The 22301-nt window shown below is 59.5% G+C and carries 24 protein-coding genes; 9 read left to right on the forward strand and 15 right to left on the reverse strand.

The genetic code is table 11. The features are described 5' to 3' along the window. Nucleotides 1-32 precede the first annotated feature (32 nt). On the forward strand, nucleotides 33-935 hold the full coding sequence (locus QRN20_RS07755; protein WP_025995439.1) for a peptidoglycan DD-metalloendopeptidase family protein: 903 nt from the start codon (nucleotides 33-35) through the stop codon (nucleotides 933-935). A gap of 69 nt (nucleotides 936-1004) precedes the next feature. On the opposite strand, the gene QRN20_RS07760 is transcribed toward QRN20_RS07755, so the two are convergent. The 3 genes from QRN20_RS07760 to phoB form a co-directional block, all read right to left on the reverse strand. Beyond that, nucleotides 1005-2345, reverse strand: a complete 1341-nt coding sequence (locus QRN20_RS07760; RefSeq protein WP_004881613.1) for a hemolysin family protein — start codon at nucleotides 2343-2345, stop codon at nucleotides 1005-1007. A gap of 99 nt (nucleotides 2346-2444) precedes the next feature. After that, a complete protein-coding gene (gene phoR, locus QRN20_RS07765; RefSeq protein WP_004881609.1) occupies nucleotides 2445-3767 on the reverse strand; it encodes a phosphate regulon sensor histidine kinase PhoR in 1323 nt (440 codons plus the stop codon). Nucleotides 3768-3828: 61 nt separating this feature from the next. Further along, a complete protein-coding gene (phoB, locus tag QRN20_RS07770; protein ID WP_004881608.1) occupies nucleotides 3829-4518 on the reverse strand; it encodes a phosphate regulon transcriptional regulator PhoB in 690 nt (229 codons plus the stop codon). Between the two features lie 162 nt (nucleotides 4519-4680). On the opposite strand from phoB, the gene QRN20_RS07775 reads away from it, so the two are divergent. Beyond that, nucleotides 4681-5058 carry a COG4315 family predicted lipoprotein gene (locus tag QRN20_RS07775; protein WP_029241625.1) on the forward strand — a complete coding sequence of 126 codons (378 nt, stop codon included), beginning with the start codon at nucleotides 4681-4683 and terminating at the stop codon, nucleotides 5056-5058. Nucleotides 5059-5078: 20 nt separating this feature from the next. On the opposite strand, the gene ubiA is transcribed toward QRN20_RS07775, so the two are convergent. Both ubiA and QRN20_RS07785 read right to left on the reverse strand, forming a co-directional pair. Further along, nucleotides 5079-5969, reverse strand: coding sequence for a 4-hydroxybenzoate octaprenyltransferase (gene ubiA / locus QRN20_RS07780; RefSeq protein ID WP_058430848.1), 891 nt, complete (start codon nucleotides 5967-5969; stop codon nucleotides 5079-5081). Further along, nucleotides 5969-6529 (reverse strand): chorismate--pyruvate lyase family protein, encoded by a 561-nt coding sequence (locus tag QRN20_RS07785; RefSeq protein WP_029241623.1) that lies wholly within the window; start codon nucleotides 6527-6529, stop codon nucleotides 5969-5971. The genes ubiA and QRN20_RS07785 overlap by 1 nt, the downstream gene beginning before the upstream one ends. Before the next feature lie 186 nt (nucleotides 6530-6715). Between QRN20_RS07785 and QRN20_RS07790 the strand changes: the two genes are divergently transcribed. The 5 genes from QRN20_RS07790 to QRN20_RS07810 all read left to right on the forward strand — a co-directional run bounded on the left by QRN20_RS07790 (nucleotide 6716) and on the right by QRN20_RS07810 (nucleotide 9798). Beyond that, nucleotides 6716-6883 (forward strand): rubredoxin, encoded by a 168-nt coding sequence (locus QRN20_RS07790; RefSeq protein WP_002555879.1) that lies wholly within the window; start codon nucleotides 6716-6718, stop codon nucleotides 6881-6883. A 23-nt stretch (nucleotides 6884-6906) separates the two neighbouring features. After that, the gene (locus QRN20_RS07795; protein WP_029241622.1) at nucleotides 6907-8055 is read left to right on the forward strand and encodes an NAD(P)/FAD-dependent oxidoreductase; all 1149 of its coding nucleotides are present in this window, start codon (nucleotides 6907-6909) and stop codon (nucleotides 8053-8055) included. Nucleotides 8056-8243: 188 nt separating this feature from the next. After that, nucleotides 8244-8543, forward strand: a complete 300-nt coding sequence (locus tag QRN20_RS07800; RefSeq protein WP_004881597.1) for an HU family DNA-binding protein — start codon at nucleotides 8244-8246, stop codon at nucleotides 8541-8543. Nucleotides 8544-8811: 268 nt separating this feature from the next. Next, the gene (locus tag QRN20_RS07805) at nucleotides 8812-9252 is read left to right on the forward strand and encodes a hypothetical protein (protein WP_025995431.1); all 441 of its coding nucleotides are present in this window, start codon (nucleotides 8812-8814) and stop codon (nucleotides 9250-9252) included. Nucleotides 9253-9420: 168 nt separating this feature from the next. Continuing rightward, nucleotides 9421-9798 (forward strand): SCP2 sterol-binding domain-containing protein, encoded by a 378-nt coding sequence (locus QRN20_RS07810; protein ID WP_004881594.1) that lies wholly within the window; start codon nucleotides 9421-9423, stop codon nucleotides 9796-9798. Here QRN20_RS07810 and QRN20_RS07815 read toward each other — a convergent pair whose 3' ends face one another. From QRN20_RS07815 to QRN20_RS07860, 10 genes are all read right to left on the reverse strand, one after another. Beyond that, nucleotides 9799-11760 carry a DUF7844 domain-containing protein gene (locus tag QRN20_RS07815; protein ID WP_025995430.1) on the reverse strand — a complete coding sequence of 654 codons (1962 nt, stop codon included), beginning with the start codon at nucleotides 11758-11760 and terminating at the stop codon, nucleotides 9799-9801. Further along, nucleotides 11757-12077, reverse strand: a complete 321-nt coding sequence (locus tag QRN20_RS07820; RefSeq protein WP_004881587.1) for a DUF2388 domain-containing protein — start codon at nucleotides 12075-12077, stop codon at nucleotides 11757-11759. The genes QRN20_RS07815 and QRN20_RS07820 overlap by 4 nt, the downstream gene beginning before the upstream one ends. Before the next feature lie 38 nt (nucleotides 12078-12115). Then, nucleotides 12116-12421 carry a DUF2388 domain-containing protein gene (locus QRN20_RS07825; protein ID WP_029241621.1) on the reverse strand — a complete coding sequence of 102 codons (306 nt, stop codon included), beginning with the start codon at nucleotides 12419-12421 and terminating at the stop codon, nucleotides 12116-12118. A gap of 92 nt (nucleotides 12422-12513) precedes the next feature. After that, the gene (locus QRN20_RS07830; protein ID WP_285360071.1) at nucleotides 12514-12834 is read right to left on the reverse strand and encodes a DUF2388 domain-containing protein; all 321 of its coding nucleotides are present in this window, start codon (nucleotides 12832-12834) and stop codon (nucleotides 12514-12516) included. 319 nt (nucleotides 12835-13153) lie between these two features. Continuing rightward, nucleotides 13154-13369, reverse strand: coding sequence for a DUF1127 domain-containing protein (locus QRN20_RS07835; RefSeq protein ID WP_004881584.1), 216 nt, complete (start codon nucleotides 13367-13369; stop codon nucleotides 13154-13156). Nucleotides 13370-13689: 320 nt separating this feature from the next. Continuing rightward, nucleotides 13690-15183 carry a succinyl-CoA:acetate CoA-transferase ScpC gene (gene scpC / locus QRN20_RS07840; RefSeq protein ID WP_285360073.1) on the reverse strand — a complete coding sequence of 498 codons (1494 nt, stop codon included), beginning with the start codon at nucleotides 15181-15183 and terminating at the stop codon, nucleotides 13690-13692. Nucleotides 15184-15363: 180 nt separating this feature from the next. Continuing rightward, nucleotides 15364-16818 carry an NAD(P)(+) transhydrogenase (Re/Si-specific) subunit beta gene (locus tag QRN20_RS07845; protein ID WP_025995426.1) on the reverse strand — a complete coding sequence of 485 codons (1455 nt, stop codon included), beginning with the start codon at nucleotides 16816-16818 and terminating at the stop codon, nucleotides 15364-15366. After that, on the reverse strand, nucleotides 16815-17138 hold the full coding sequence (locus QRN20_RS07850; RefSeq protein WP_004881581.1) for an NAD(P) transhydrogenase subunit alpha part 2: 324 nt from the start codon (nucleotides 17136-17138) through the stop codon (nucleotides 16815-16817). The genes QRN20_RS07845 and QRN20_RS07850 overlap by 4 nt, the downstream gene beginning before the upstream one ends. Nucleotides 17139-17148: 10 nt before the next feature. After that, a complete protein-coding gene (locus tag QRN20_RS07855; protein WP_029241620.1) occupies nucleotides 17149-18270 on the reverse strand; it encodes a Re/Si-specific NAD(P)(+) transhydrogenase subunit alpha in 1122 nt (373 codons plus the stop codon). A 425-nt stretch (nucleotides 18271-18695) separates the two neighbouring features. Continuing rightward, nucleotides 18696-19604: a LysR family transcriptional regulator gene (locus QRN20_RS07860; RefSeq protein WP_029241619.1), complete on the reverse strand. Its 909-nt coding sequence runs from the start codon at nucleotides 19602-19604 to the stop codon at nucleotides 18696-18698. Between the two features lie 155 nt (nucleotides 19605-19759). Between QRN20_RS07860 and QRN20_RS07865 the strand changes: the two genes are divergently transcribed. Further along, nucleotides 19760-20941: an acyl-CoA dehydrogenase gene (locus QRN20_RS07865; protein WP_122427752.1), complete on the forward strand. Its 1182-nt coding sequence runs from the start codon at nucleotides 19760-19762 to the stop codon at nucleotides 20939-20941. A 9-nt stretch (nucleotides 20942-20950) separates the two neighbouring features. After that, entirely contained in the window at nucleotides 20951-22174 is a 1224-nt protein-coding gene (locus tag QRN20_RS07870; RefSeq protein WP_205929099.1) for a CaiB/BaiF CoA transferase family protein, read from the forward strand. Nucleotides 22175-22301: the final 127 nt, after the last annotated feature.

Raw genomic sequence — 22301 nt, forward strand, 5'->3', positions numbered from 1 at the left:
GGCATCCATTACCCATGAACCCGAACCTTCCGATGCTCGAACGCCTGCTGATCCTGATCGCCCTGACCCTGGCCACGCCTGTGGCCTGGGCGATCACGATCTATAAAACCACTGATGCCGATGGCGTCGTCTCATTCTCGGACCGCGCCTCGCCTGGTGCGTCCGTGATGGTGTTCCGGGACCGGATGGTGGAGCGCATCGATCAGCAGGTGCACCTGAGCATCCGGCGTGACAGGGGCGTACACAGCCTTTACGTGCGCAACGACTTGTATGCGCCGGTCGAAGTCGAGTTGAAACTGTCCAGTGTGACGAACGTGCTGGGCGTGGCAGGCTCGTCGACAACCCTGCGCCGCACGATCCCGGCGCGAACCAACGAGCGTGTGGTGGTGTTGAGCCCCAAGGTGGCGAGCAAGGCGATGAATTACGCGTCGATGCTGACCTCGACCCTGGGCGACCCACGCAGCACGGCGCAGTCCTATCGTTATCCGCTGCCCTGGATCGGCGGCCCGTTTCGCCTGACCCAAGGGCCGAATGGCAAGTACAGTCACTTCGGTGTCAAAGGACGCTACGCAATGGACATTGCCATGCCCGAAGGCACGCCGATCATTGCGGCGCGTGGCGGCACGGTGATCAAGGTCGAGAACAGCCAGTCAGGCCGGGGTTCGAACGCCTCGGGCAACTTCGTGCGCATCCTGCATGACGACGGCACCATGGGCGTCTATCTGCACCTGATGCAGGGCTCGGTGAGCGTCAATGAAGGGCAACGGGTAAGGGTGGGCAGTCCGCTGGCGCGCTCCGGCAATACCGGCAACAGCACCGGCCCGCACCTGCACTTCGTCGTGCAGCGCAACACCGGCCATGAACTGGTCTCCATCCCCTACGAATTCGCCCAGCCTGTGCAGAGCCTGCCCAACTTTGCGGTGGGCGGGAATTAGTCTGACGTTCGTCCTGATCGTGCCCATGCTCCGCGTTGGCACGATCAATCAAGAACTGGCGAGCAAGCCTCAATCCAGCTTCAGCACCTTGGCCAGGACGATCTTGGGGCCTTTCATCTTTTTGATGATGATGCGCAGGCCTTCGACTTCCATCTGCTCTTCTTCTTCCGGCACCCGCTTGAGGGTTTCGTAGATCAGGCCTGCCAGGGTTTCGGCTTCGATGTGGTCCAGGTCGATGCCCAGCAGACGCTCGATCTTGAACAGCGGCGTGTCGCCCCGCACCAGCAGCTTGCCCGGCTGATAGGCCAGGATGCCGCGCTCCACCTTGCGGTGTTCGTCCTGAATGTCGCCGACCAGCACTTCCAGCACGTCTTCCATGGTCAGGTAGCCGATGATCTTGCCATCGGCTTCTTCAACCACGGCAAAGTGCGCGCCGCCCTTGCGGAACTGCTCAAGCAATTGGGACAGCGGCATGTGCCGGGAAACACGTTCCAGCGGGCGGGTCAGCTCGGCGAGGTTGAACGACTCGGGAAGGTGGTCCAGGTCAGCCAGTTCCAGCAGCAGATCCTTGATGTGCAAAAGACCGACGAACTCGCCGCGTTCGGCGTCGTATACCGGGTAACGACTGAATTTGTGGCGACGGAACAGCGCCAGGATTTCCTTGAGCGGTGCGTTGAAATCCAGCGTGACCATGTCTTCGCGGGAGTTGGCCCAGTCCACGACTTCCAGCTCGCCCATTTCCACGGCAGAGGCCAGCACGCGCATGCCCTGGTCGCTGGGGTCCTGGCCGCGGCTGGAGTGCAGGATCAGTTTCAGTTCGTCGCGGCTGTAACTGTGTTCGTGATGCGGGCCGGGTTCGCCCTGGCCGGCAATGCGCAGAATGGCGTTGGCGCTGGCGTTGAGCAGGTAGATCGCCGGGTACATGAGCCAGTAGAACAGGTACAGCGGCGCAGCAGTCCACAGCGACAGCAGCTCCGGCTTGCGGATCGCCCAGGATTTGGGGGCCAGCTCACCGATCACGATGTGCAGGTACGAAATGATGAAGAAGGCAGTGAAGAACGAAATACCTTTGACCAGTTCCGGCGTATCGACGCCCATCGCACTGAGCAGCGGCTCCAGCAGGTGAGCGAAGGCCGGCTCACCGACCCAGCCAAGCCCCAGAGAGGCGAGGGTGATACCCAGCTGACAGGCCGACAGGTAGGCATCGAGCTGGCCGTGTACCTTGCGCAGGATGTGTCCGCGCCAGCCGTTCTTGTCGGCAATCGCCTCGACCCGCGTGGAACGCAGTTTGACCATGGCAAATTCCGCCGCAACGAAGAAACCGTTGAGCAGAACCAGGAACAGCGCAAAAAGAATCATGCCGAAGTCGGCAAAGAGTGAAGACAGGTTGAAACTAGGGGAAGGGTCCATGGTGGGGTTTTACGGGGTCCGTTCTAACAGAATAAGAGGTGATGCTGCGCCGAAAAAGCGCCATGAACCCGGCAATGTAGCGGCTGTACAAGCGATTGCCTAGTAGTCTGAGTCGTCGCTTTCGGGTTTGGACATCTGGCTGGTGGCAAAATGGCAGGTGAAAACGCTGCCCTTGTTCGGCACGCTGTTGATTTCAAGGGTGCCGCGATGACGCAGCAGCACGTGCTTGACGATCGCCAGCCCCAGCCCTGTGCCGCCAGTATTCGACGCACGGCTGGTGTCGACCCGGTAGAAGCGCTCGGTCAGACGCGGCAGGTGCTTGGTGTCGATGCCGATTCCCGAATCCTGCACACTCAGGTGCGCGCCACGCTCGTCTGTCCACCAGCGGATGCGGATAGTGCCTTCTGCAGGTGTGTACTTGACCGCATTGAAAATCAGGTTGGAAAACGCACTGCGCAGCTCGGTTTCGCTGCCCTTGAGCCGCATCTCGCTTTCGATGCTGAGGCTGATCTGCTGATTCTTGCTGCCTGACAGCGCGTTGGCGTCGGCTTTGATGGTCTTGAGCAGGTTGCTGACGACCACCGGGTGATTGTCCGACGGGTAATCAGTGGCTTCGAGCTTGGCCAGCAACAGCAAGTCGTTGAGCAGCGTCTGCATGCGCCCACCCTGCTGGTGCATCTGCTGCAGCGCCCGCACCCAGCGTGGATTCACTTCATCCACGTTATCGAGCAGGGTTTCCAGGTAGCCGAAGATGACCGTCAGCGGTGTGCGCAATTCATGGGAGACGTTGGCGACGAAGTCCTTGCGCATCTGCTCCAGCTGGTGGATGCGCGTGACATCGCGCACCAGCATCAGGTGTTCGTTGTTGCCGTAACGGGTAATCAGCAGCTGTATGCGCAAGTGATCGTTGGTGGGCGAGGGGATTTCCAGCGGTTCGGCGTAGTTGCCTTGCGCGAAGTATTCCTTGAAGCGCGGGTGACGCACCAGATTGGTCACCGGCTGGCCGCTGTCCTGCGGCGTCTTGAGACCCAGCAGGGTTTCGGAAGCGCGGTTCCACCACTCCAGATTGCCCTCGCTGTCGAGCATGATCACCGCGTCCTTGAGGGCAGCGGTGGATTCCTGGACTCTGTCGATCACGGCCTGCAGACGGCCTCTGACCCGCTGGTCGCGGCGTTGCAGGTGATAGATGCTGTCGAAGACTTCGCCCCACAGGCCGTAGCCATCCGGTGGCGGTTCGTCAGCCTTGTGGCTGCTCAGCCACTCGTGCAGACGCAGCAGTTGCTTGAGGGTCCAGGCCAGATACAGGCCCAGTCCGATGGACAGGCTCCAGCCGTACTGTCCGCTGATCAGGCCGACCAGCAGGCAGGCGGTCACCAGCAGCAACATGTGGCGTATCAGCGTGCCATGCCAATTTTGGTTCAATTAAGGGTAAATCCTTGTCTGGTGCACGCTGGCCGGTGCCCTGTGTCTGCGAAAACGACTGTCAGCTTTTCGTGGAAAAGCGATAGCCGGTGCCGCGCACGGTTTGTACCAGATTTTCATAAGCGTCACCCAGGGCTTTGCGCAGGCGGCGAATGTGAACATCCACAGTGCGCTCCTCGACATAAACGTTGCCGCCCCAGACCTGGTCCAGTAACTGACCACGGGTGTAGGCGCGTTCCTGATGGGTCATGAAGAATTGCAGAAGGCGGTATTCGGTCGGGCCCATTTCTGCCGGTTTGCCATCGATGGTAACGCGGTGGCTGATCGGGTCGAGCAGCAGGCCACCGACTTCGATGGGTGCTTCACCGTCCGTCGGCCCGGCACGACGCAGCACGGCCTTGAGGCGCGCCACGAGTTCCCGAGGGGAAAACGGCTTGGTGATGTAATCGTCAGCGCCCACTTCCAGGCCCTGAATCTTGTTGTCTTCCTCGCCCTTGGCCGTGAGCATGATGATCGGGATGTCCCCGGTCAGCTCATCGCGCTTGAGACGACGCGCCAGTTCGATGCCTGAGGTTCCGGGCAGCATCCAGTCGAGCAGAATCAGGTCCGGCTTGCGATCAACGATGATCGCGTGGGCCTGCTGAGAGTTTTCGGCTTCAATACAGTCGTAGCCGGCCATTTCCAACGCAACGGCGATCATTTCGCGAATAGGCGCTTCGTCGTCAACGATCAGAATGCTCCTGCCAACCATGCTTGAACCTCGTGTCATTTAACTGTCTTGGGGCGCATTAGATAACGGAATTATTGCAGTCGTGTGACAGGTTGGGATGAGGCTATCACGCATGCCATCGGCCGACTAAGCTGGGTGGGCTGTCTCGAACTCATTTCTACGATAAAAAAGAGGATGTACCCGATGGCTAATGTCTCTACTTCACTCAAGTGTCTGCTGGCTGCCGCCGCCCTTGTATCGTCCGCACTGGCCTTCGCAGCCGAGCCTGCTATGGAGAAGGACGGCAAACTGGTCGATCATGAAGGCATGGCGCTCTACACCTTCGATAAGGACAGCACGGGCAAATCCGCCTGTAACGATCAGTGTGCGATCAACTGGCCGCCGCTTGCCGCCGAAGCCGACAGTTCGGCCGAGGGCAAGTGGACAGTGATCACCCGTGACGACAAGACCCGGCAGTGGGCTTACGACGGCAAGCCGCTCTACACCTTCAAGAGCGACACCAAGGCGGGAGAGGTCACCGGTGACGGCAAGGGCGGTGTCTGGCACGTGGCCAAACCCTGAGGCATGAAGCCATTGGGTGATCAGCGCACCGCGTAGTCGGCGACAATCCCCAGGAAGATCGCCAGCCCTGCCCAATGGTTATGGAGAAAAGCCTTGAAGCACGCGTCCCGCTCGCGCAGGCGCGTGCTCCAGAACTCCCAGGCAAAGCAGCCTGCGGCGACTGCCAGACCTGCGTAGAAACACATCCCCAGCTCGAACCGCGAACCGGCGAGCATCAGGCATCCCAGTGCCAGACCCTGCAACGTCAGAATGATCACGCGGTCCGCATCGCCGAACAGCACGGCGGTGGATTTCACACCGATCTTCAGGTCGTCGTCGCGGTCCACCATGGCGTAGTAGGTGTCGTAGCCGACCGTCCACAACAGGTTGGCGATGTAGAGCAGCCAGGCAGCGGCAGGCAAGTCGCCGGTCTCGGCCGTGAACGCCATCGGCATGCCCCACGAGAAGGCCGCACCCAGCACCACCTGCGGGTAATAGGTGTAGCGCTTCATGAAGGGGTAGCAGGCCGCCAGCGCCAGACCGCCGAATGACAGCCAGATGGTCGTTGCATTGGTGAACAGCACCAGCACAAAGCTCAGGCCCACCAGCACCGCGAACAGAATCAGTGCTTCCCGGCCGCTGACCTTGCCGCTGACCAGAGGCCGCTGCTCCGTACGCTTCACATGGCCGTCCACCTTGCGGTCGGCGTAATCGTTGATCACGCAGCCTGCTGCGCGCATCAGGAATACACCGACCGTGAAGATAAAAACGTTTGCCAGCGACGGCGAGCCCTTGCCGGCTATCCAGAGCGCCCACAATGTTGGCCACAGCAGCAGATAGACGCCGATCGGCTTGTCGATTCGCGTCAGCTGGACGAAGTCCCAGACGCGTGGATTCAGGCGATTCAGTGATTTGAGCAACGACAGGTACATCAGACGGGTTCCTTGTTCTGAACCAGGCTCAGGAAAGACGGCAGGAAGACTTCGGCGACCAGCACGCGCAACGGGCCGCGACTGAAACAGGAGCGGCGTGCCCACAGGCCTTTGGCAGAATCGGCAGGCGGCAGGCAGGTGGCAGGGTAACGGCAGACTTCGAGCGGGCCACGGTCGAATGCAGGGTCACTGAACAGCAACTCACCCAGTGAACGCGATCCCAGCGTGTCCATCTGCAACCCGCCGTTCTGCAGGGCGCTGCGGGCCGCCACGCTGCGGGCGAAGACCCAGCGGTTGCCATTGCCGAGCAGATACACTTCGCGAACCCAACCCTCGCTCGCTTCAGGCAGCGCCAGTGCGGCGCATTCGTCATCGCGTAACGACTGCCAGCCTTCGAACAGCGGAATGACGCTGAATCCTCCGTCGGACAGACGGTCCAAGCGACGGGTCAGGGAATCCTGATTGAACAGCCAGTCCAGAATCACCGGCGCGGGCGCATCGACCAACCGGTCGCGCTCAAGCCAGACTGGCGTCGTAAAGGCGGGGTTTTGCTGGGTCACGGTAAGCATGCGTCGGCAGTTATCGGGGCGGCGAGCTTATCACGATTGATGACCCCGACAGCCGGGGGGAAGACAGCCAGTTATATAAACGGGCTTGCATCCCGGACTGCCGATCAGTACAACGCCCCTTCAAGCGGCGAACGACCGCTGCGCCAATACTCAGCCTGATGAATAGAGAACCGAACCATGAAGAAGTGGCAATGCATTGTCTGTGGTCTGATTTACAACGAAGCCGATGGCTGGCCGGATGACGGCATCGCGCCGGGCACGCTCTGGCAGGATGTACCGGAAGACTGGCTGTGCCCCGACTGTGGCGTCGGCAAGATGGACTTTGAAATGATCGAAATCGGTTGATCCACCTCACTCGGGAAACAGCAATGAGCGCACCTGTCGTCATCATCGGTACCGGCCTTGCGGGCTACAACCTCGCTCGGGAATTTCGCAAGCTGGACAGCGAAACGCCGCTGTTGCTGATCACTGCCGATGACGGCCGGTCGTACTCCAAGCCCATGCTGTCCACCGGGTTTGGCAAGAACAAGGAGGCCGACGGGCTGAGCATGGCCGAGCCTGGCGCCATGGCCGACCAATTGAAGGCTGAAGTGCGCACGCACACGCGCATCAGCGGTATCGATCCCGGCCACAAGCGCCTGTGGATCGGTGAAGAGGCTGTGTATTACCGCGATCTGGTGCTGGCCTGGGGCGCTGAAACCATCCGCGTGCCGATCGAGGGCGACGCAGCGGATGCGGTGTTCCCGATCAACGATCTGCAGGACTACGCGCGCTTTCGGGCGGCCGCTGCCGGCAAGCGCCGTGTACTGATTCTGGGTGCAGGCCTGATCGGCTGCGAATTTGCCAACGACCTGATGCTGGGCGGCTACGAAGTGGATCTGGTCGCGCCCTGTGAACACGTCATGCCAACGCTGCTGCCCGCCGCCGCCGCGGCGGCTGTGCAGATAGGGCTCGAAGGGCTGGGCGCGCGTTTCCACCTGGGGCCGGTGCTCACGCGCCTGCAACGCAGTGGTGAGGGGCTGGAAGCCCATTTGTCCGACGGTCAGGTGATCACCTGCGATCTGGTGGTGTCGGCTATCGGCCTGCGGCCCAGAATCGATCTGGCGGCAGCCGCAGGTTTGCAGACCGGACGCGGCATTCTGGTTGATCGTTATCTGCAGACGTCGCACGCCAACATCCATGCGCTGGGCGACTGCGCGGAAGTCGACGGCTTGAACCTGCTGTACGTGATGCCCCTGATGAGCTGCGCAAGAGCCTTGGCCCAGACCCTGGCCGGAACACCCACGTCGGTGAAATACGGGCCGATGCCGATCACTGTCAAGACGCCTGCCTGCCCGCTGGTGGTTTCGCCGCCTCCGCGTGGAACACAGGGTGTCTGGAGCGTCGAAGGGCAGGGCGCCGACATCAAGGCACTGTGTCACGACGCCGAGGGACAATTGCTGGGTTACGCGTTGACCGGCGCCGCCGTTATGGAAAAACTCGCCCTGAACAAGGCGTTACCTGCGTTATTGGCATAATTTCGCGTCATTTTGTCGGATAGAACACTTATTTGTACCGATAAACCTCGTCCATCCACTGGCGCAGGTAACGTCGGCATGCCATCCTCGCTCTCGTCTGCCGCTACGTAGAGCCGTCGCGGCGCCTTGTTACTGTTTGCCATAAGCAGTACGGAACATAAAAACAAAAACCGTAAAAGAGGCTTCATATGCGTAAACCACAACTTGCAGCCGCCATTGCTGAAAAGGCGGATCTGACCAAAGATCAATCCAACCGTGTTCTCAATGCCATTCTTGAAGAAATCACCGGCGCTCTGTCTCGCAAGGACAGTGTCACCCTGGTTGGCTTCGGTACATTCCTGCAACGCCATCGTGGAGCCCGTACCGGCAAGAATCCGCAAACCGGCGAACCGGTGAAAATCAAGGCAAGCAACACGGTTGCCTTCAAACCGGGCAAAGCCTTGAAAGACAGCGTCAATCCCGAGCCAGCCAAAAAGAAGAAATCCTGATAACAACGGCTTGCCTCGGCGGGAGGTAAGCAGTGAGCGACGGGCACATCAGTCAGACTGGGTGCCCGTTTTTCATGCGCGCAGAACAACCGTGGCGTCAATGTCGTCGCGTTGACCCTTCGTAAGAAGTTTCCTACTTGATTGCACTCGTCTGCCTTCCAACAGCTCAGTCTTTCCTGACTTTTTATCGTTGCTCATTCCCTTAAAGTCCCGCTCCCGCAGCTTTTCTGGCTCGCGGCGCTGAACACTAAATCTTGGGAAGTCAAAAATGAATAAGCTATGGAAGTTCGCTGCTGTTGCAACCCTGATCGCCGCCACCTCGGGCTGCGTCAGCTACAACGTGAGCCAGCCGACTGCACCACTGGAAGGCACCGTCAAAACCGATCTGAAGGCTGACGTGAAAGTGGGCGGCACCATCAGTGGCGAGTCCTCCACCAACGTACTGTTCAACTTCCTGAGCATCGGTGGCGATACCCAGTTCGCGGACGGCGTTGCCTACGGCGGTGCGAGCGGCGGCGGAATGGGCCTGGCACTTCCAGACCCGGTATCGACGGCCAAGGCTGCCGCAGCCTACAAGGCTGTCAAATCTTCCGGTGCCGACCTGATCGTTGCGCCGCGTTATGAAGTCAACGTGAAGGACTACTTCATCTTCAAGAAGGTGAATGTGAAGGTTACGGGTAACAAGGGCAGCATCAGCAGCATCCGCTGATTGATCGCCGAAGTGCTGCCGTGCCCGTCAGGGCAGCACTCACGAGCTGAAAAAATTGTCTCGATTCTCGCCGAAAATAAGAATTTTCCTACAGGAAACAGGCGGATAAGCCGCTACACTGCGCCGCCGATTCTGACCGCCGGTTCGAACTCTTGCTGAGGCTGTTACATGAAATTTCGCTTTCTTCTCTGGATGCTGGGCCTGTTGATGGGCCGCGCCAGTCGTAACAACCCTGCGTTCCAGCAACAATTGGCGGGCAAGGACCTGACGTTCCAGTTGCAGACAACAGACGGCAGGATCGCCCGCCACTTCGTGGTTCGTGATCAGCGTATTCACAGTGTGAAAGGGCTGGCTGCAGAGCCTGCGTTTGCCATCTCGTTTCGCGATGCCGCATTCGGCTTTGCCACTCTGCAGGCCAAGAACAAGCAGCTGGCCTTTATGCAGGGCATCCAGGACAAGGACATTCAGATCAAGGGTAATCCAGCCCTGGTGATCTGGTTCCAGGGCCTCACCAAATATCTCAAGCCTAAAAAGAAGACCGGCTGATCAAGGTAGCTGAAGTCCGCCAGACGCCTTGTGCAAGGCGCGCAGGTGATCACCCATCTGTTTGAGGTTGGCTTCGTTTGCGGCGATTTCCTTCGCACGTTCCGGACCCAGCAACGCGCGTACTTCCTTGTCGAGGTCGCCCGTCAGGCGCTTGAGTTGCTTCTGGCGCTGGCTGCTCTCGCTTTCCAGCTGTTGCCATTCCGTAGCCTGCGGCAAGCCGTAACCTCTGCTGCCGAGCAATTCTGCAGGGCGGCTGAGGAAGCCGCTGCTGGCCAGCAGTTCCTGCAAGGTGCCGGTCGCTTTCGAGACGCGGCCGTCTTTCTGCTCCCGAGCCCCGAGATAGCTCTGCTTCACTTCGTCCTGGGCCAGCAGCAACTGTCGACGCAGGCTGGCCTGTTCCAGCAGCAGAATGGCGGCGCTGGTGCGCAGGTCAGCCTTGTCGAACCACTGACTGCGCTCGTGAGCAGGCAGACTCATCCAGTCTTCGACGGTGGTCTGCCGGATCGGCAGTTGCTTCTTCAGCACCTCGAACATGGCCTGATAGCGGTCGCGATAGGAATCGAAGCGGTAGCCAAGCCGTAACGCTTCCTTGGGATCGTCCAGCACGCTGGTATCAGCCAGACCACGCCCTTTGAGCACTTCGAGCAAGCCGTTGGGCAGGATGCTGTCCAGACCGACCAGCTTGGGGTTATGCGTACCGCTGCGAAGCAGCTTGAGGTTCTCCACCGCGCAGTTGTTCGACAGGAAGTAATAGTTGCCGTCGTAGCTCCAGTGCATTTCGGCGGCGTGCTGGACCAGCCCTTCGATTTCAGGGCGCGACAGCGTGATCGGTACCGACGCCAGACTGCGCAGTTCTGTCTTGGTGTATTCGTCGATTACCTGCGCCAGCGGCAGCACGAACAGTCGCGAAGGGTACGCGCCCATCAGGCCGTCCCAGCTGGATAACTGTACGTCTCCCACAAAGGCGCGGTAGGACAGGACCAGATGCTGGTCCAGGTCGAGCCGACAGTCCGGCCCGCGCGGGCGCCCCGGCTTGCAGATCACCAGACGCAGCATGCTGTGGCCCCAACGGCTCACCCAGTTCTGATTCGCCTCGGCCAACAGGTAGTCGACGGCGTAGACGCGTTCGGGGTCCAGCTTGCCCAGAGGCTCGCGGCCAAAATCACTGCCCGCGTTCAGGTACGGATAAAAGGTCGGGCAGGTCTCTTTCGCAGCAGGTGCCCAGCCGAAACGCTCCTTGTAGTAGGCGTACAGCGCAGGACGACGACAGGCGTAGGCCGGGTCGAGCAGGAAGTACTCCATGTTCACCGCCACGAACTCGAGCGGGCTGGTGGTCTCGTAGATGTCGGGACTGCGGGCAACCTGACCGTTATGTTCTTCTCGTTCGCCACGGCGTCCGACGTATTGTTGCCAGCCGGCAAGGTCCAGCAGGCGAGGATCGTCGCTCAGGGTGAAACGTCGTTCGGTCTGGCCGCGGCAGTCATCGGGCAGGCCGACGTTGCCCAGCGAGCTGTTGCGACGTGAACAGCGCACCAGCGTCGCCCGCTCGCTCGCCGACCACAGGCGTGCGCGGTCATAAATGTGAGTCAGCTCATGCAGAACGGTGGCGAGCATTTCCCGGCGTACCGTGCCGTGCGGCCGACCGGTCTGCGTCGTCGCGGCAGAGCCGTCGGTCAGCGCAGGCAACAGATGGGTATTGAGGTACAGCTGATAAGGGCCTGCCGCCTGGCCGTAGGCATTCTGCGGCATGTCACTGGACCAGCTCACGTTGACGGTGCGGTCCAGCGACTCGACGAAGCTGGGCGGCAGAGCGCGCATGGCCTCGTCGATCAGCGCCTGGCTGGCTTGCTGTTGGGCCGCATCAAGGCCGTTGGTCTGCAGCTCAAGCTTCAGGCTGGCTGAAGCATAAGTCCCGACCAGCGACAATGCGCCGGCAAGCAGCCAGACGCCAAGTCGCCTCACAGTGCGAGGATGGCTTCAGCCAGTGTCTGGTCGCTGGCATCGCGCGCTTCCGGCACGCGGGCACGCAGCGTATCGAAGGCCGCGTCGAGCTGGGCGCCATGGATGTCGCCGTTGCTGGCGACGTAGCTGGCTGCATCGTCCCGGGCTTCGCGCACGACTTTGGAGTCGCGGATCGAGGTGGTGGTGTCCGAGGTGAAGTCGATGGTACGACCAAATGCACGGACAATGATGTTACTCGTGGCAACAACGGTCTGAGCCTGGGCCAGGTCGGCCATCAGCAGCAGGCCAAGGGAAACAGCAATCAGCGGCGTACGCATGTCAGTAACATCTCCAGTTACGCAGAAGGGCAAAGTGGCTATTGGACGAGGATTGCCTGCGCCAGTTCAAGGTCGCTGGCACGAAGTTTTTCATCAGCCTGGCGCAGGCTGCGCAAGGCCGATTCGAGTCGGGCCCCGCGGATCTTGCCGTCGCTGGCGATGAACGCAGCAGCATCATCCTGAGCTGCCATGATCTGCTTGTTATCGAACGGTGAGCTGCTGACCTGGCTGGTGGCATACCCGGTCTTGACCAGGCCCTGCGTGGTTGAGTCGAAGGCATGGGCAGAACCCGTCCAGACCAGGCTGGCGAGAGAAGCGAGCAAAAGAGAGTGCAATGAACGCATGGCTTTCACGTACCGGCAAAACAGGCGTCAAGGCTAGCGCAATGCTCTGGCCGGAGCTACCCCGGCAGCTTGCAGGCCGCCGGAGGCACTCGTCAGATGGCCAGAATGGCCTGAGCCAGCTGGGCATCGGTGGAGTGCAGTTCAGGCAACTGCTGACGGATGTGCTGGAAGGCGCCTTCCAGTTGCGCACCGCGGATATCGCCGGCGCTGGCCACGAAGCTGGCGGCATCGTCACGTGCTGCGCGAACGATCTTGTCGTCCTTGAACGAAGACGAAATATCGGAGGTCGCATCGGTCGATGCCGCGACAGCGCCGACGACTGTGTCGGTCGTCACGATGAAGCTGGAGGCGTTGGCGCTTGCGGCAGCGGCAGTCAGCAGAACGGCAGCGCCAAAGGTACGTAGCAGGGACATGGTCGAATTCCGTCAGATGGAGTTACAGGCAGAGGTTGCGGGAGGCACAGGCTGTGTGCCAGGCCGATCAGGCGTCCAGCCTATATCAGCGCTGTCCGGCTTGCTATTGCAATACCGCGTTGAAACGCCATACGGCATACATGAAATGGTAACTGTACCGGCTTCTTTTTGTAACATTTAAAACTGTACTTGTTTTGCTTTTGAAATCCTTGCAGCGCAAATGACAAGACCCGATTCAGTTGCCTGAATCGGGTCTTGTATGAAGCAATTCGGGTTGCTGGCGGGAGACTTCAGCAGTCTGGGGCCAGCGGGCGCTGCGTTAGCGCCAGAACGGCTTGCTCAGCTCTTCGTAACGCTGTGCTTCGCTGATACCTGCGTCGGCCAGCAAACGTGCATCCAGGCGAGCCAGTTGATGGCGGCTGGAGAGACGACGCTGCCAGAGCATCAGGTTGGCGAACATGCGCAGAGGCAAGGACGATTTGGCAGTAGTGGCGGTGCTTTCGCTGAACAGATCGGAACTGATTGTACGTTCCATGGTGTGACTTCCTTCCGCTTGTGGCGGGATAAGTGAGTTGCTTGACTGGTGCCCATTCTCCGCTTGATTGGCCAGCCCCAATAGACACAGTTCATCTGTATTGTGAGGGTTCAGTTAACTGTTTATAGGGACTGTTTTGTTCGTTATTGGGGCAACTGTACCGGTCTGCACATTTTTAGTGCATTTTGCAGTGGGTCGCACTAAATCTGACTCACCTCATGCTACTTTTGACCAGTACAGCAGTACAGTTTTTTCAAGTACAGGGAGTAACAGTGGAAAGGTGGGCAACAAAACCATTTACTCACCTCCAACTGTCTTGTTCAGACGGGCAACATGCGACCGGTCTCTTCCAGATTCAGGTGCCAACTCAGTGCGTCGCGCAGTATGTGAGGCGTATGGCCACCGCGCTGGCAGGCGGCGTTGAAATAGTCGTTCAGCGCGGCGCGATAATCAGGATGAACACAGTTGTCGATGATCACCCGGGCGCGCTCACGCGGCGCCAGACCACGCAGATCCGCCAGACCCTGTTCGGTCACCAGAATGTCCACATCATGCTCGGTGTGATCGACATGGCTCACCATCGGCACCACGCTGGAAATCGAGCCGCCCTTGGCAATCGACTTGGTCACGAAGATGGCCAGATGCGCGTTGCGTGAGAAGTCGCCGGAGCCGCCGATGCCATTCATCATTCGCGTGCCGCACACATGGGTGGAGTTCACGTTGCCATACAGGTCGAACTCCAGGGCCGTGTTGATCCCGATGATACCCAGGCGGCGAATGACTTCCGGATGATTGGAGATTTCCTGCGGGCGCAGCACCAGTCTGGATTTGTAGCGATTGAAGTCGGCAAACACCTGAGCGTGCTTGGAGGCTGAAAGCGTCATGGAGCTGCCCGAGGCAAAGCTCAATTTGCCTGCATCGAACAGATCGAAGGTGGAATCCTGCAACACCTCCGAATACATGGTCATGTCATGGAAGGGCGAATCCAGCAAACCGTGCATGACTGCGTTGGCAATGGTCCCGATGCCTGCCTGTAATGGCATCAGGGTGTTGGTCAGCCGTTCTTCACGCACTTCATTCTTGAAGAACTCCACCAGGTGTTGGGCGATGGCCTGCGTTTCCACATCCGGTGGCAGCACAGTGGACGGGGAGTCAGGCTGGTTGCTGATGACGATGCCGATAATTTTGGCCGGATCGATCTTCACTGCATGGCTGCCAATCCGTGAATCGGCTTCCAGCACCGGAATCGGCAGGCGCGTAGGGCGGTAACTCGGAATGTAGACGTCATGCAGGCCTTCCAGCTCAAGCGGCTGGGCCAGATTGATCTCGACGATCACCTGCTTGGCGAGAATGGCGAAGCTGGCGGAGTTTCCCACCGAGGTGCTCAACACCAGATGACCGTCCTCGGTGATGGCGACGCATTCGATCACGGCCAGGTCGACGGCCTTGATCTGGCGATTGCGCAATTGCTCGACGGTATCGGACAGGTGCTGATCGATGAACATGACGGTGCCGTCGTTGATGGCGCGGCGCAACGTGCTGTCCACCTGGAACGGCATGCGCCGGGAAAGCACACCGGATTCGGTGAGTTGCTTGTCCAGATCGTTGCCCAGGCTGGCGCCTGTCATCAGGCTGATCTTCAGTGGCGAGGTCTTGGCGCGTTCGGCCAGCGCCTGGGGAACGGCTTTGGCTTCGCCTGCGCGGGTGAAGCCACTCATGCCGACGGTCATGCCATCTTCGATCAGGGCAGCGGCGTCGGCTGCGCTCATTACCTTGCTCATCAGGGAGGGCAGGCGGATACGGTCACGGTACATGGATTCTTTCTCGGAGGTGGAGACGAGCGACAAGTCTAGAGAGTCGGGCCTTGTTCGTCCCGCTACCATGGTCGAATTTGAGGGCTCTAATTAGCGGGTCTCAGCGCAAAACACTGTTACGTGAAATGTAAAAAGCCCCGGTCGCAACGCGAGCCGGGGCTGTGCTGAAGCAGATGCAGGCTATGCGTTATCGACCGCCTTCACCATGTCCTCGATCACCTTTTTGGCGTCTCCGAACACCATCATGGTCTTGTCCAGATAGAACAGTTCGTTATCCAGACCGGCGTAGCCGCTGGCCATCGAGCGCTTGTTGACGATGATGGTCTTGGCCTTGAACGCTTCGAGGATCGGCATTCCGGCAATCGGCGATTTCGGATCGTTCTTGGCAGCCGGGTTGACCACGTCGTTGGCGCCGAGCACCAGCACCACGTCTGCCTGACCGAACTCGGAGTTGATGTCGTCCATCTCGAACACCTGGTCATAAGGCACTTCTGCCTCGGCCAGCAGCACGTTCATGTGGCCTGGCATGCGTCCTGCCACCGGATGGATCGCGTATTTCACCGTGACGCCGTGATGCACCAGCTTCTCGGTCAACTCCTTGAGCGCGTGCTGGGCACGTGCCACTGCCAGACCGTAGCCCGGCACGATGATTACCGTGTCGGCATTGGTCAGCAGGAAGGTGGCGTCGTCCGCCGAACCGGATTTCACCGGGCGTGCTTCCTTGGCACCCGCCGGGCCAGCCGTGTCCGTTGCGCCGCCGAAGCCGCCGCCGATGACATTGAAGAAGGAGCGGTTCATCGCCTTGCACATGATGTACGACAGGATCGCCCCGGAAGAGCCCACCAGCGAACCGGCGATGATCAGCATCGAGTTGTTCAACGAGAAACCGATGCCCGCTGCCGCCCAGCCCGAATAGCTGTTGAGCATCGAGACCACCACCGGCATGTCGGCTCCGCCAATCGGGATGATCAGCAGAACGCCGATCACGAATGCCAGGGCGAGCATGATGGCGAACGCGGTCAGGCTGCCGGTGAACATGAATGTCAGACCGAAGAACAGTGTGGCCAGGCCGAGAATCAGGTTCAGCTTGTGCTGCCCGGCAAACTGTACGGGTGCCCCCTGAAACAGACGAAACCTGTACTTGCCTGACAGCTTGCCGAACGCAATTACCGAGCCGGAGAAGGTGATCGCACCAATCGCCGCGCCCAGGAACAGTTCCAGACGATTGCCGGTCGGGATGGCGTCGCCCAGGTTGCGAACGATACCCAGCGACTGAGGCTCGACCACCGCCGCGATGGCAATGAACACCGCTGCCAGACCGATCATGCTGTGCATGAAGGCCACCAGCTCCGGCATCTTGGTCATCTCGACGCGCTTGGCCATGATCGAACCGGCTGTGCCGCCGACCAACAGGCCGACGACTATATAGCCGATCCCTGCGCTGGTGCCTTCAGCGGTCGACAAGGCCGCGAGCTTGAACACCAGGCCGATCGTTGTGATGACTGCCAGCCCCATGCCCAGCATGCCGAACAGGTTGCCACGGCGCGAAGTCGTCGGGTGGGACAGGCCTTTGAGTGCCTGGATGAAGCAGATCGACGCGATCAGATACAGCAGCGTTACCAGATTCATACTCATGGCTTCTGCACCTCGTCTTTCGCTTTAGGTGCCTTTTTCTTGAACATTTCCAGCATCCGCCGGGTAACCAGAAAGCCGCCGAACACGTTGACCGCGGCCAGCGCGACCGCCAGCGTGCCCATGGTCTTGCCCAGCGGAGTGACCGTGAGCGCGGCGGCGAGCATCGCACCTACAATCACGATCGCGGAGATAGCGTTGGTCACGGCCATCAATGGCGTGTGCAGCGCAGGCGTCACGTTCCAGACCACGTGGTAGCCAACATAGATCGCCAGCACGAAAATGATCAGGTTGTAGATGCCCGGGGAGATCAACTCTTCCATTGGTGTGTCCTCAGCCGTTCTTGCGGATGACCTGGCCGTCGCGGCACATCAGGCACGCGGCGACGATGTCGTCTTCCAGGTTGATCGAGAATGCGCCGTCCTTGTCGAACAGCAGCTTCATGAAGTCCAGCAGGTTGCGCGCGTACAGCGCCGAGGCATCGGCGGCGACCAGCGCTGGCAGATTGGTGTGGCCGACGATGGTCACGCCATGCTCGATCGTGACCTGATCCGCTACGGTGAGCGGGCAGTTGCCACCCTGCGCGGCAGCGAGGTCGATCACCACGGAGCCCGGTTTCATCTGTGCCACGGTCTCGGCGCTCAGGAGTACCGGTGCCTTGCGGCCGGGGATCAGCGCGGTGGTGATGACGATGTCCGAAAGCTTTGCGCGTTCATGCACGGCGACAGCCTGACGCTGCATCCAGCTGGCGGGCATGGGGCGTGCGTAACCACCGACGCCTTCAGCGCATTCGCGCTCTTCGTCGGTCTCGTAAGGGACATCTATGAATTTCGCACCCAGCGATTCGATCTGCTCTTTCACAGCCGGTCGCACGTCCGACGCTTCGACCACTGCACCCAGACGCTTGGCAGTGGCGATCGCCTGCAGGCCGGCCACACCGGCGCCGAGGATCAGCACCCTGGCAGCTTTCACCGTTCCGGCGGCAGTCATCAGCATCGGCATGAAGCGCGGGTAGTGATGAGCGGCGAGCAGAACGGCCTTGTAACCGGCAATGTTGGCCTGCGACGACAGCACGTCCAGGCTCTGTGCTCGCGAGGTTCTTGGAGCGGCTTCAAGCGCGAAGGCGGTAATGCCACGCTCGGCCATCCGGGCGATGTTCTCGTTATTGAAGGGGTTGAGCATCCCGATCACGATCGTGCCGCTCTTTATAAGCGTCAGTTCGCTTTCATTCGGGGCCACGACCTTGAGGATAAGTTCGCTGGCGAAGGTGTCGTCGGCTCCGCTTATGGCGGCGCCTGCGGCCTCATAGGCACTGTCCGGTACGCTGGCATGAATGCCTGCTCCGCTTTGTACAGTGACGCTATGTCCCTGGCTGATCAGCTTCTTGATGGTCTCCGGGGTGGCAGCCACCCGGGTTTCACCTGACTGGGTTTCGAGAGGAACACCAATGTGCACGACAGAATCTCCTGCGCGATCTTTTTATCTTCATGAATAAACCAGTGCACTACGGCTGGTGCGTCTGGAGTAGCCGGTCAGCACGCCCCTGAATACAGGGAGCGCCGCATTTTGCAGGCGAAGTCAAAGGGCTTCAACACATTATGTAACGAGACTGAAAATTAACTACAAGTCATCCTGTGACCTATTGTCGCACAGGTCGCCTTCAGGCCTTTGTTTACGGGGCTTTTCTGAGTTTATAGCTGGATCGGGGTAAAGACCGACGTTTTTCCTGCACGCAGCCGAAAAACTGAAAAAAGGGCTTTATCCCTTATAAATAAAAGGTTTAAGGCATTGTTGAGCGTTATCGTACAACTGTTGTATATGCGACATATGCTTATATCTGTAGGTGATAAGCATCATGCACTACGCCTTGTCACAGAGGCTCAAGCCCTTACGGATGGCAGCGTGTAGCCATTTGCCTGATCAATGAGCCAGTCGCGGAAAGCCCGCAATGATGCTGATTCGACTTTTCGCTCCGGAATCATCAGGTGATAAGCCTTGTTACTCGGTAACGAACGGGCGTTGGCAATCACAAGGCGTTTTTCATGCAGCTCGCGCTGAATGAGGAAGGGTGGGATCAGCGCCACGCCCATGTCGTGCATGGCGGCTTGCGCAAGCATGGAGAACAGCTCGTAGCGAGGGCCTGTCATGTCGCGTGCGATGTTGAGGTTCTGAGCGTTGAACCACTGTCGCCAGGCGTAAGGGCGCGTGGTTTGCTGAAGCAGCGGCAGCTCGGCCAGCTCGCTCGCATCGAGATGCTCGCGGCCTTGCATGAAGGCGGGGCTGCAGACGGGCATGGAATTCTCACTCATCAGCCGATGTGCTTCGGTGCCCGACCACTCGGCATCGCCAAAGTAGATCGCGGCGTCGAAGTCGGTATCGGCGAACAGGAACGGACGTGTGCGATTGGTGAGGTTGACTGTCACTTCAGGGTGCCTGTTCTGGAAGTCCCTCAGGCGAGGCAGCAGCCACTGAGTGCCGAAGGTTGGCACCACGGCAAGCTCGATGACGCTCGTTCCCTGCTGACCCATGATCGACAGCGTGTCGCGCTCCACGGCATCCAGCTGCAGGGCGACCCGACGGCTGTAGGAAAGTCCGGCTTCCGTCAGCTTCACGCCGCGCCGTGAGCGCCGGAAAAGCTCGAGGCCAAGAAACGCTTCCAGACTACCGATCTGTCTGCATACGGCCCCTTGGGTGAGCGACAGTTCCTCGGCGGCCCTGGTGAAGCTCTCGTGGCGCGCGGCAGACTCGAAGCTGATCAGTGCGGTGGTGCTGGGTATCTTGCGTCTCATGTACGGTGTCCTCACTGATCGCTCTGATTTGTCGAGCTTTACAACGTTTCGGAGTGAGAAATTAGCACAACAGATTGAGGAATCCTCGTTTGTCGATGCGGCGATCCGGGTCTAGGATCAGGCACACACCATTCAGGCATACGTGAGGGCAGGTTATGAGCGGCAAAGCGAGTTTCAACTGGATCGATCCTCTTTTGCTGGATCAGCAGCTCACTGAAGAAGAGCGCATGGTTCGTGACAGCGCCGAACAGTTCGCCCAGAGCAAGCTTGCCCCGCGAGTACTGGAAGCCTTTCGGCATGAGCAGACAGATCCGGCCATCTTTCGCGAGATGGGTGAAATGGGATTGCTGGGTGCGACCATTCCAGAAGAGTTTGGCGGTAGCGGCCTTAATTATGTGTGCTATGGCCTTATTGCCCGTGAGGTCGAGCGTATCGACTCCGGTTACCGCTCCATGATGAGCGTGCAATCTTCGCTGGTCATGGTGCCGATCAATGAATTCGGTACGCAGGCGCAGAAACAGAAGTACCTGCCCAAACTGGCCTCCGGCGAATGGATTGGCTGTTTCGGTCTTACCGAGCCCAACCACGGTTCCGATCCGGGCGCCATGATCACCCGCGCCAAAAGTGTCGAGGGCGGCTATCGCCTGACCGGCAGCAAGATGTGGATCACCAATAGCCCGATTGCCGACGTGTTCGTGGTCTGGGCGAAGGATGACGCGGGTGATATCCGCGGCTTCGTTCTCGAGAAAGGCTGGGCGGGTCTCAGCGCTCCGGCGATCCACGGCAAGGTCGGTCTGCGAGCCTCCATCACCGGCGAGATCGTGATGGATAACGTATTCGTGCCCGAAGAGAACATCTTTCCGGACGTGCGCGGGCTCAAAGGGCCGTTCACTTGCCTGAACTCGGCACGCTACGGTATTTCCTGGGGGGCTTTGGGTGCTGCGGAGTTCTGCTGGCACACGGCTCGTCAGTACACGCTTGATCGACAGCAATTTGGTCGGCCTCTGGCGGCCAATCAGTTGATCCAGAAGAAACTGGCTGACATGCAGACCGAGATCACGCTGGCTCTGCAGGGCTGCCTGCGTCTGGGGCGCATGAAAGATGAGGGAACCGCTGCAGTGGAGATCACCTCGATCATGAAGCGCAATTCCTGCGGCAAGTCTCTGGATATCGCACGCATGGCGCGTGACATGCTTGGCGGTAACGGCATCTCCGACGAGTTTGGTATCGCACGCCATTTGGTCAATCTGGAAGTGGTCAATACCTATGAAGGCACGCACGACGTGCATGCGCTGATTCTGGGTCGTGCGCAGACCGGCATTCAGGCCTTCTATTAAGGAGGGCGGATCATGGGCGCGCTTTCTCATATCCGGGTGCTGGATCTGTCGCGTGTGCTGGCCGGTCCTTGGGCAGGGCAGATACTTGCCGACCTGGGTGCGGATGTCATCAAGGTCGAGCGGCCGGTATGCGGCGACGACACCCGCTCATGGGGGCCGCCGTTTCTGAAGGATGAGGCGGGGCAGAATACAACCGAGGCGGCTTACTACCTGTCGGCCAATCGGAACAAGCAATCGGTGACCATCGACTTCACGCGCCCTGAAGGTCAGCGGCTGGTGCGCGAGCTGGTGGCGAAGTCCGACATCGTGATCGAGAATTTCAAGGTGGGTGGGCTGGCGGCCTATGGTCTGGACTATGCGTCGTTAAAGGCTGTGAATCCGAAGCTTATCTATTGCTCCATCACCGGGTTTGGTCAGACAGGTCCTTATGCGAAGCGCGCGGGCTATGACTTCATGATTCAGGGGTTGGGCGGTTTGATGAGCCTGACTGGCCGACCTGATGGCGATGAAGGTGGCGGGCCTGTAAAGGTCGGGGTGGCGCTGACTGACATATTGACCGGGTTGTATTCGACGACCGCTATTCTTGCTGCGCTGGCCCATCGTGATCAAAGCGGCGTGGGTCAGTACATCGATATGGCATTGCTGGACGTGCAGGTCGCCTGCCTCGCCAATCAGGCAATGAATTACCTGACGACTGGAGTCGCGCCAAAGCGGCTGGGGAATGCCCATCCGAACATCGTGCCGTATCAGGACTTCCCGACTGCCGATGGGGATTTCATCCTCACTGTAGGCAACGACAGCCAGTTCCGTAAGTTTGCCGAGGTGGCGGGGCAGTCGCAGTGGGCGACAGATCCTCGTTTTCTCACTAATAAGCTGCGCGTGGCCAATCGGGGTGAGCTGATACCGCTGATACGCCAGGCAACCGTGTTCAAGACGACGGCGCAGTGGGTGGATGAGTTGGAAGCGGCAGGCGTGCCTTGTGGGCCGGTCAACGATCTGGCGCAGGTGTTTGACGATCCCCAGGTGCTTGCCCGCGGACTCGCTATTGAGTTGCCGCATGCATTGGGTGGTCGTGTGGCGCAGGTGGCCAGCCCGATCCGATTGTCCGAGACACCGGTGGAGTATCGGCGTGCGCCTCCCTTGCTGGGGGAGCATACAGCGCAGGTTCTGCAGGCGTTGCTCGGTATGAGTGGGGATGAGGTGGCGGCTCTCAAGGAGGCAGGCGTGTTGTAGCTATATATAGATAGGCCGGGTTTTGGCCGTCTCTATATAGCTATAGGCTTGGGATCCACTAATTTCATCTGATTTGAAAATAACGGTTGACGCGCTCGTTGAGGTGTCTATAATTCGCCCCACTTCC

Origin of the sequence: Pseudomonas sp. fls2-241-TYG-175, from assembly GCF_030209155.1 — a bacterium.
In the GTDB taxonomy this organism is placed as follows: Bacteria; Pseudomonadota; Gammaproteobacteria; order Pseudomonadales; family Pseudomonadaceae; genus Aquipseudomonas; species Aquipseudomonas viridiflava.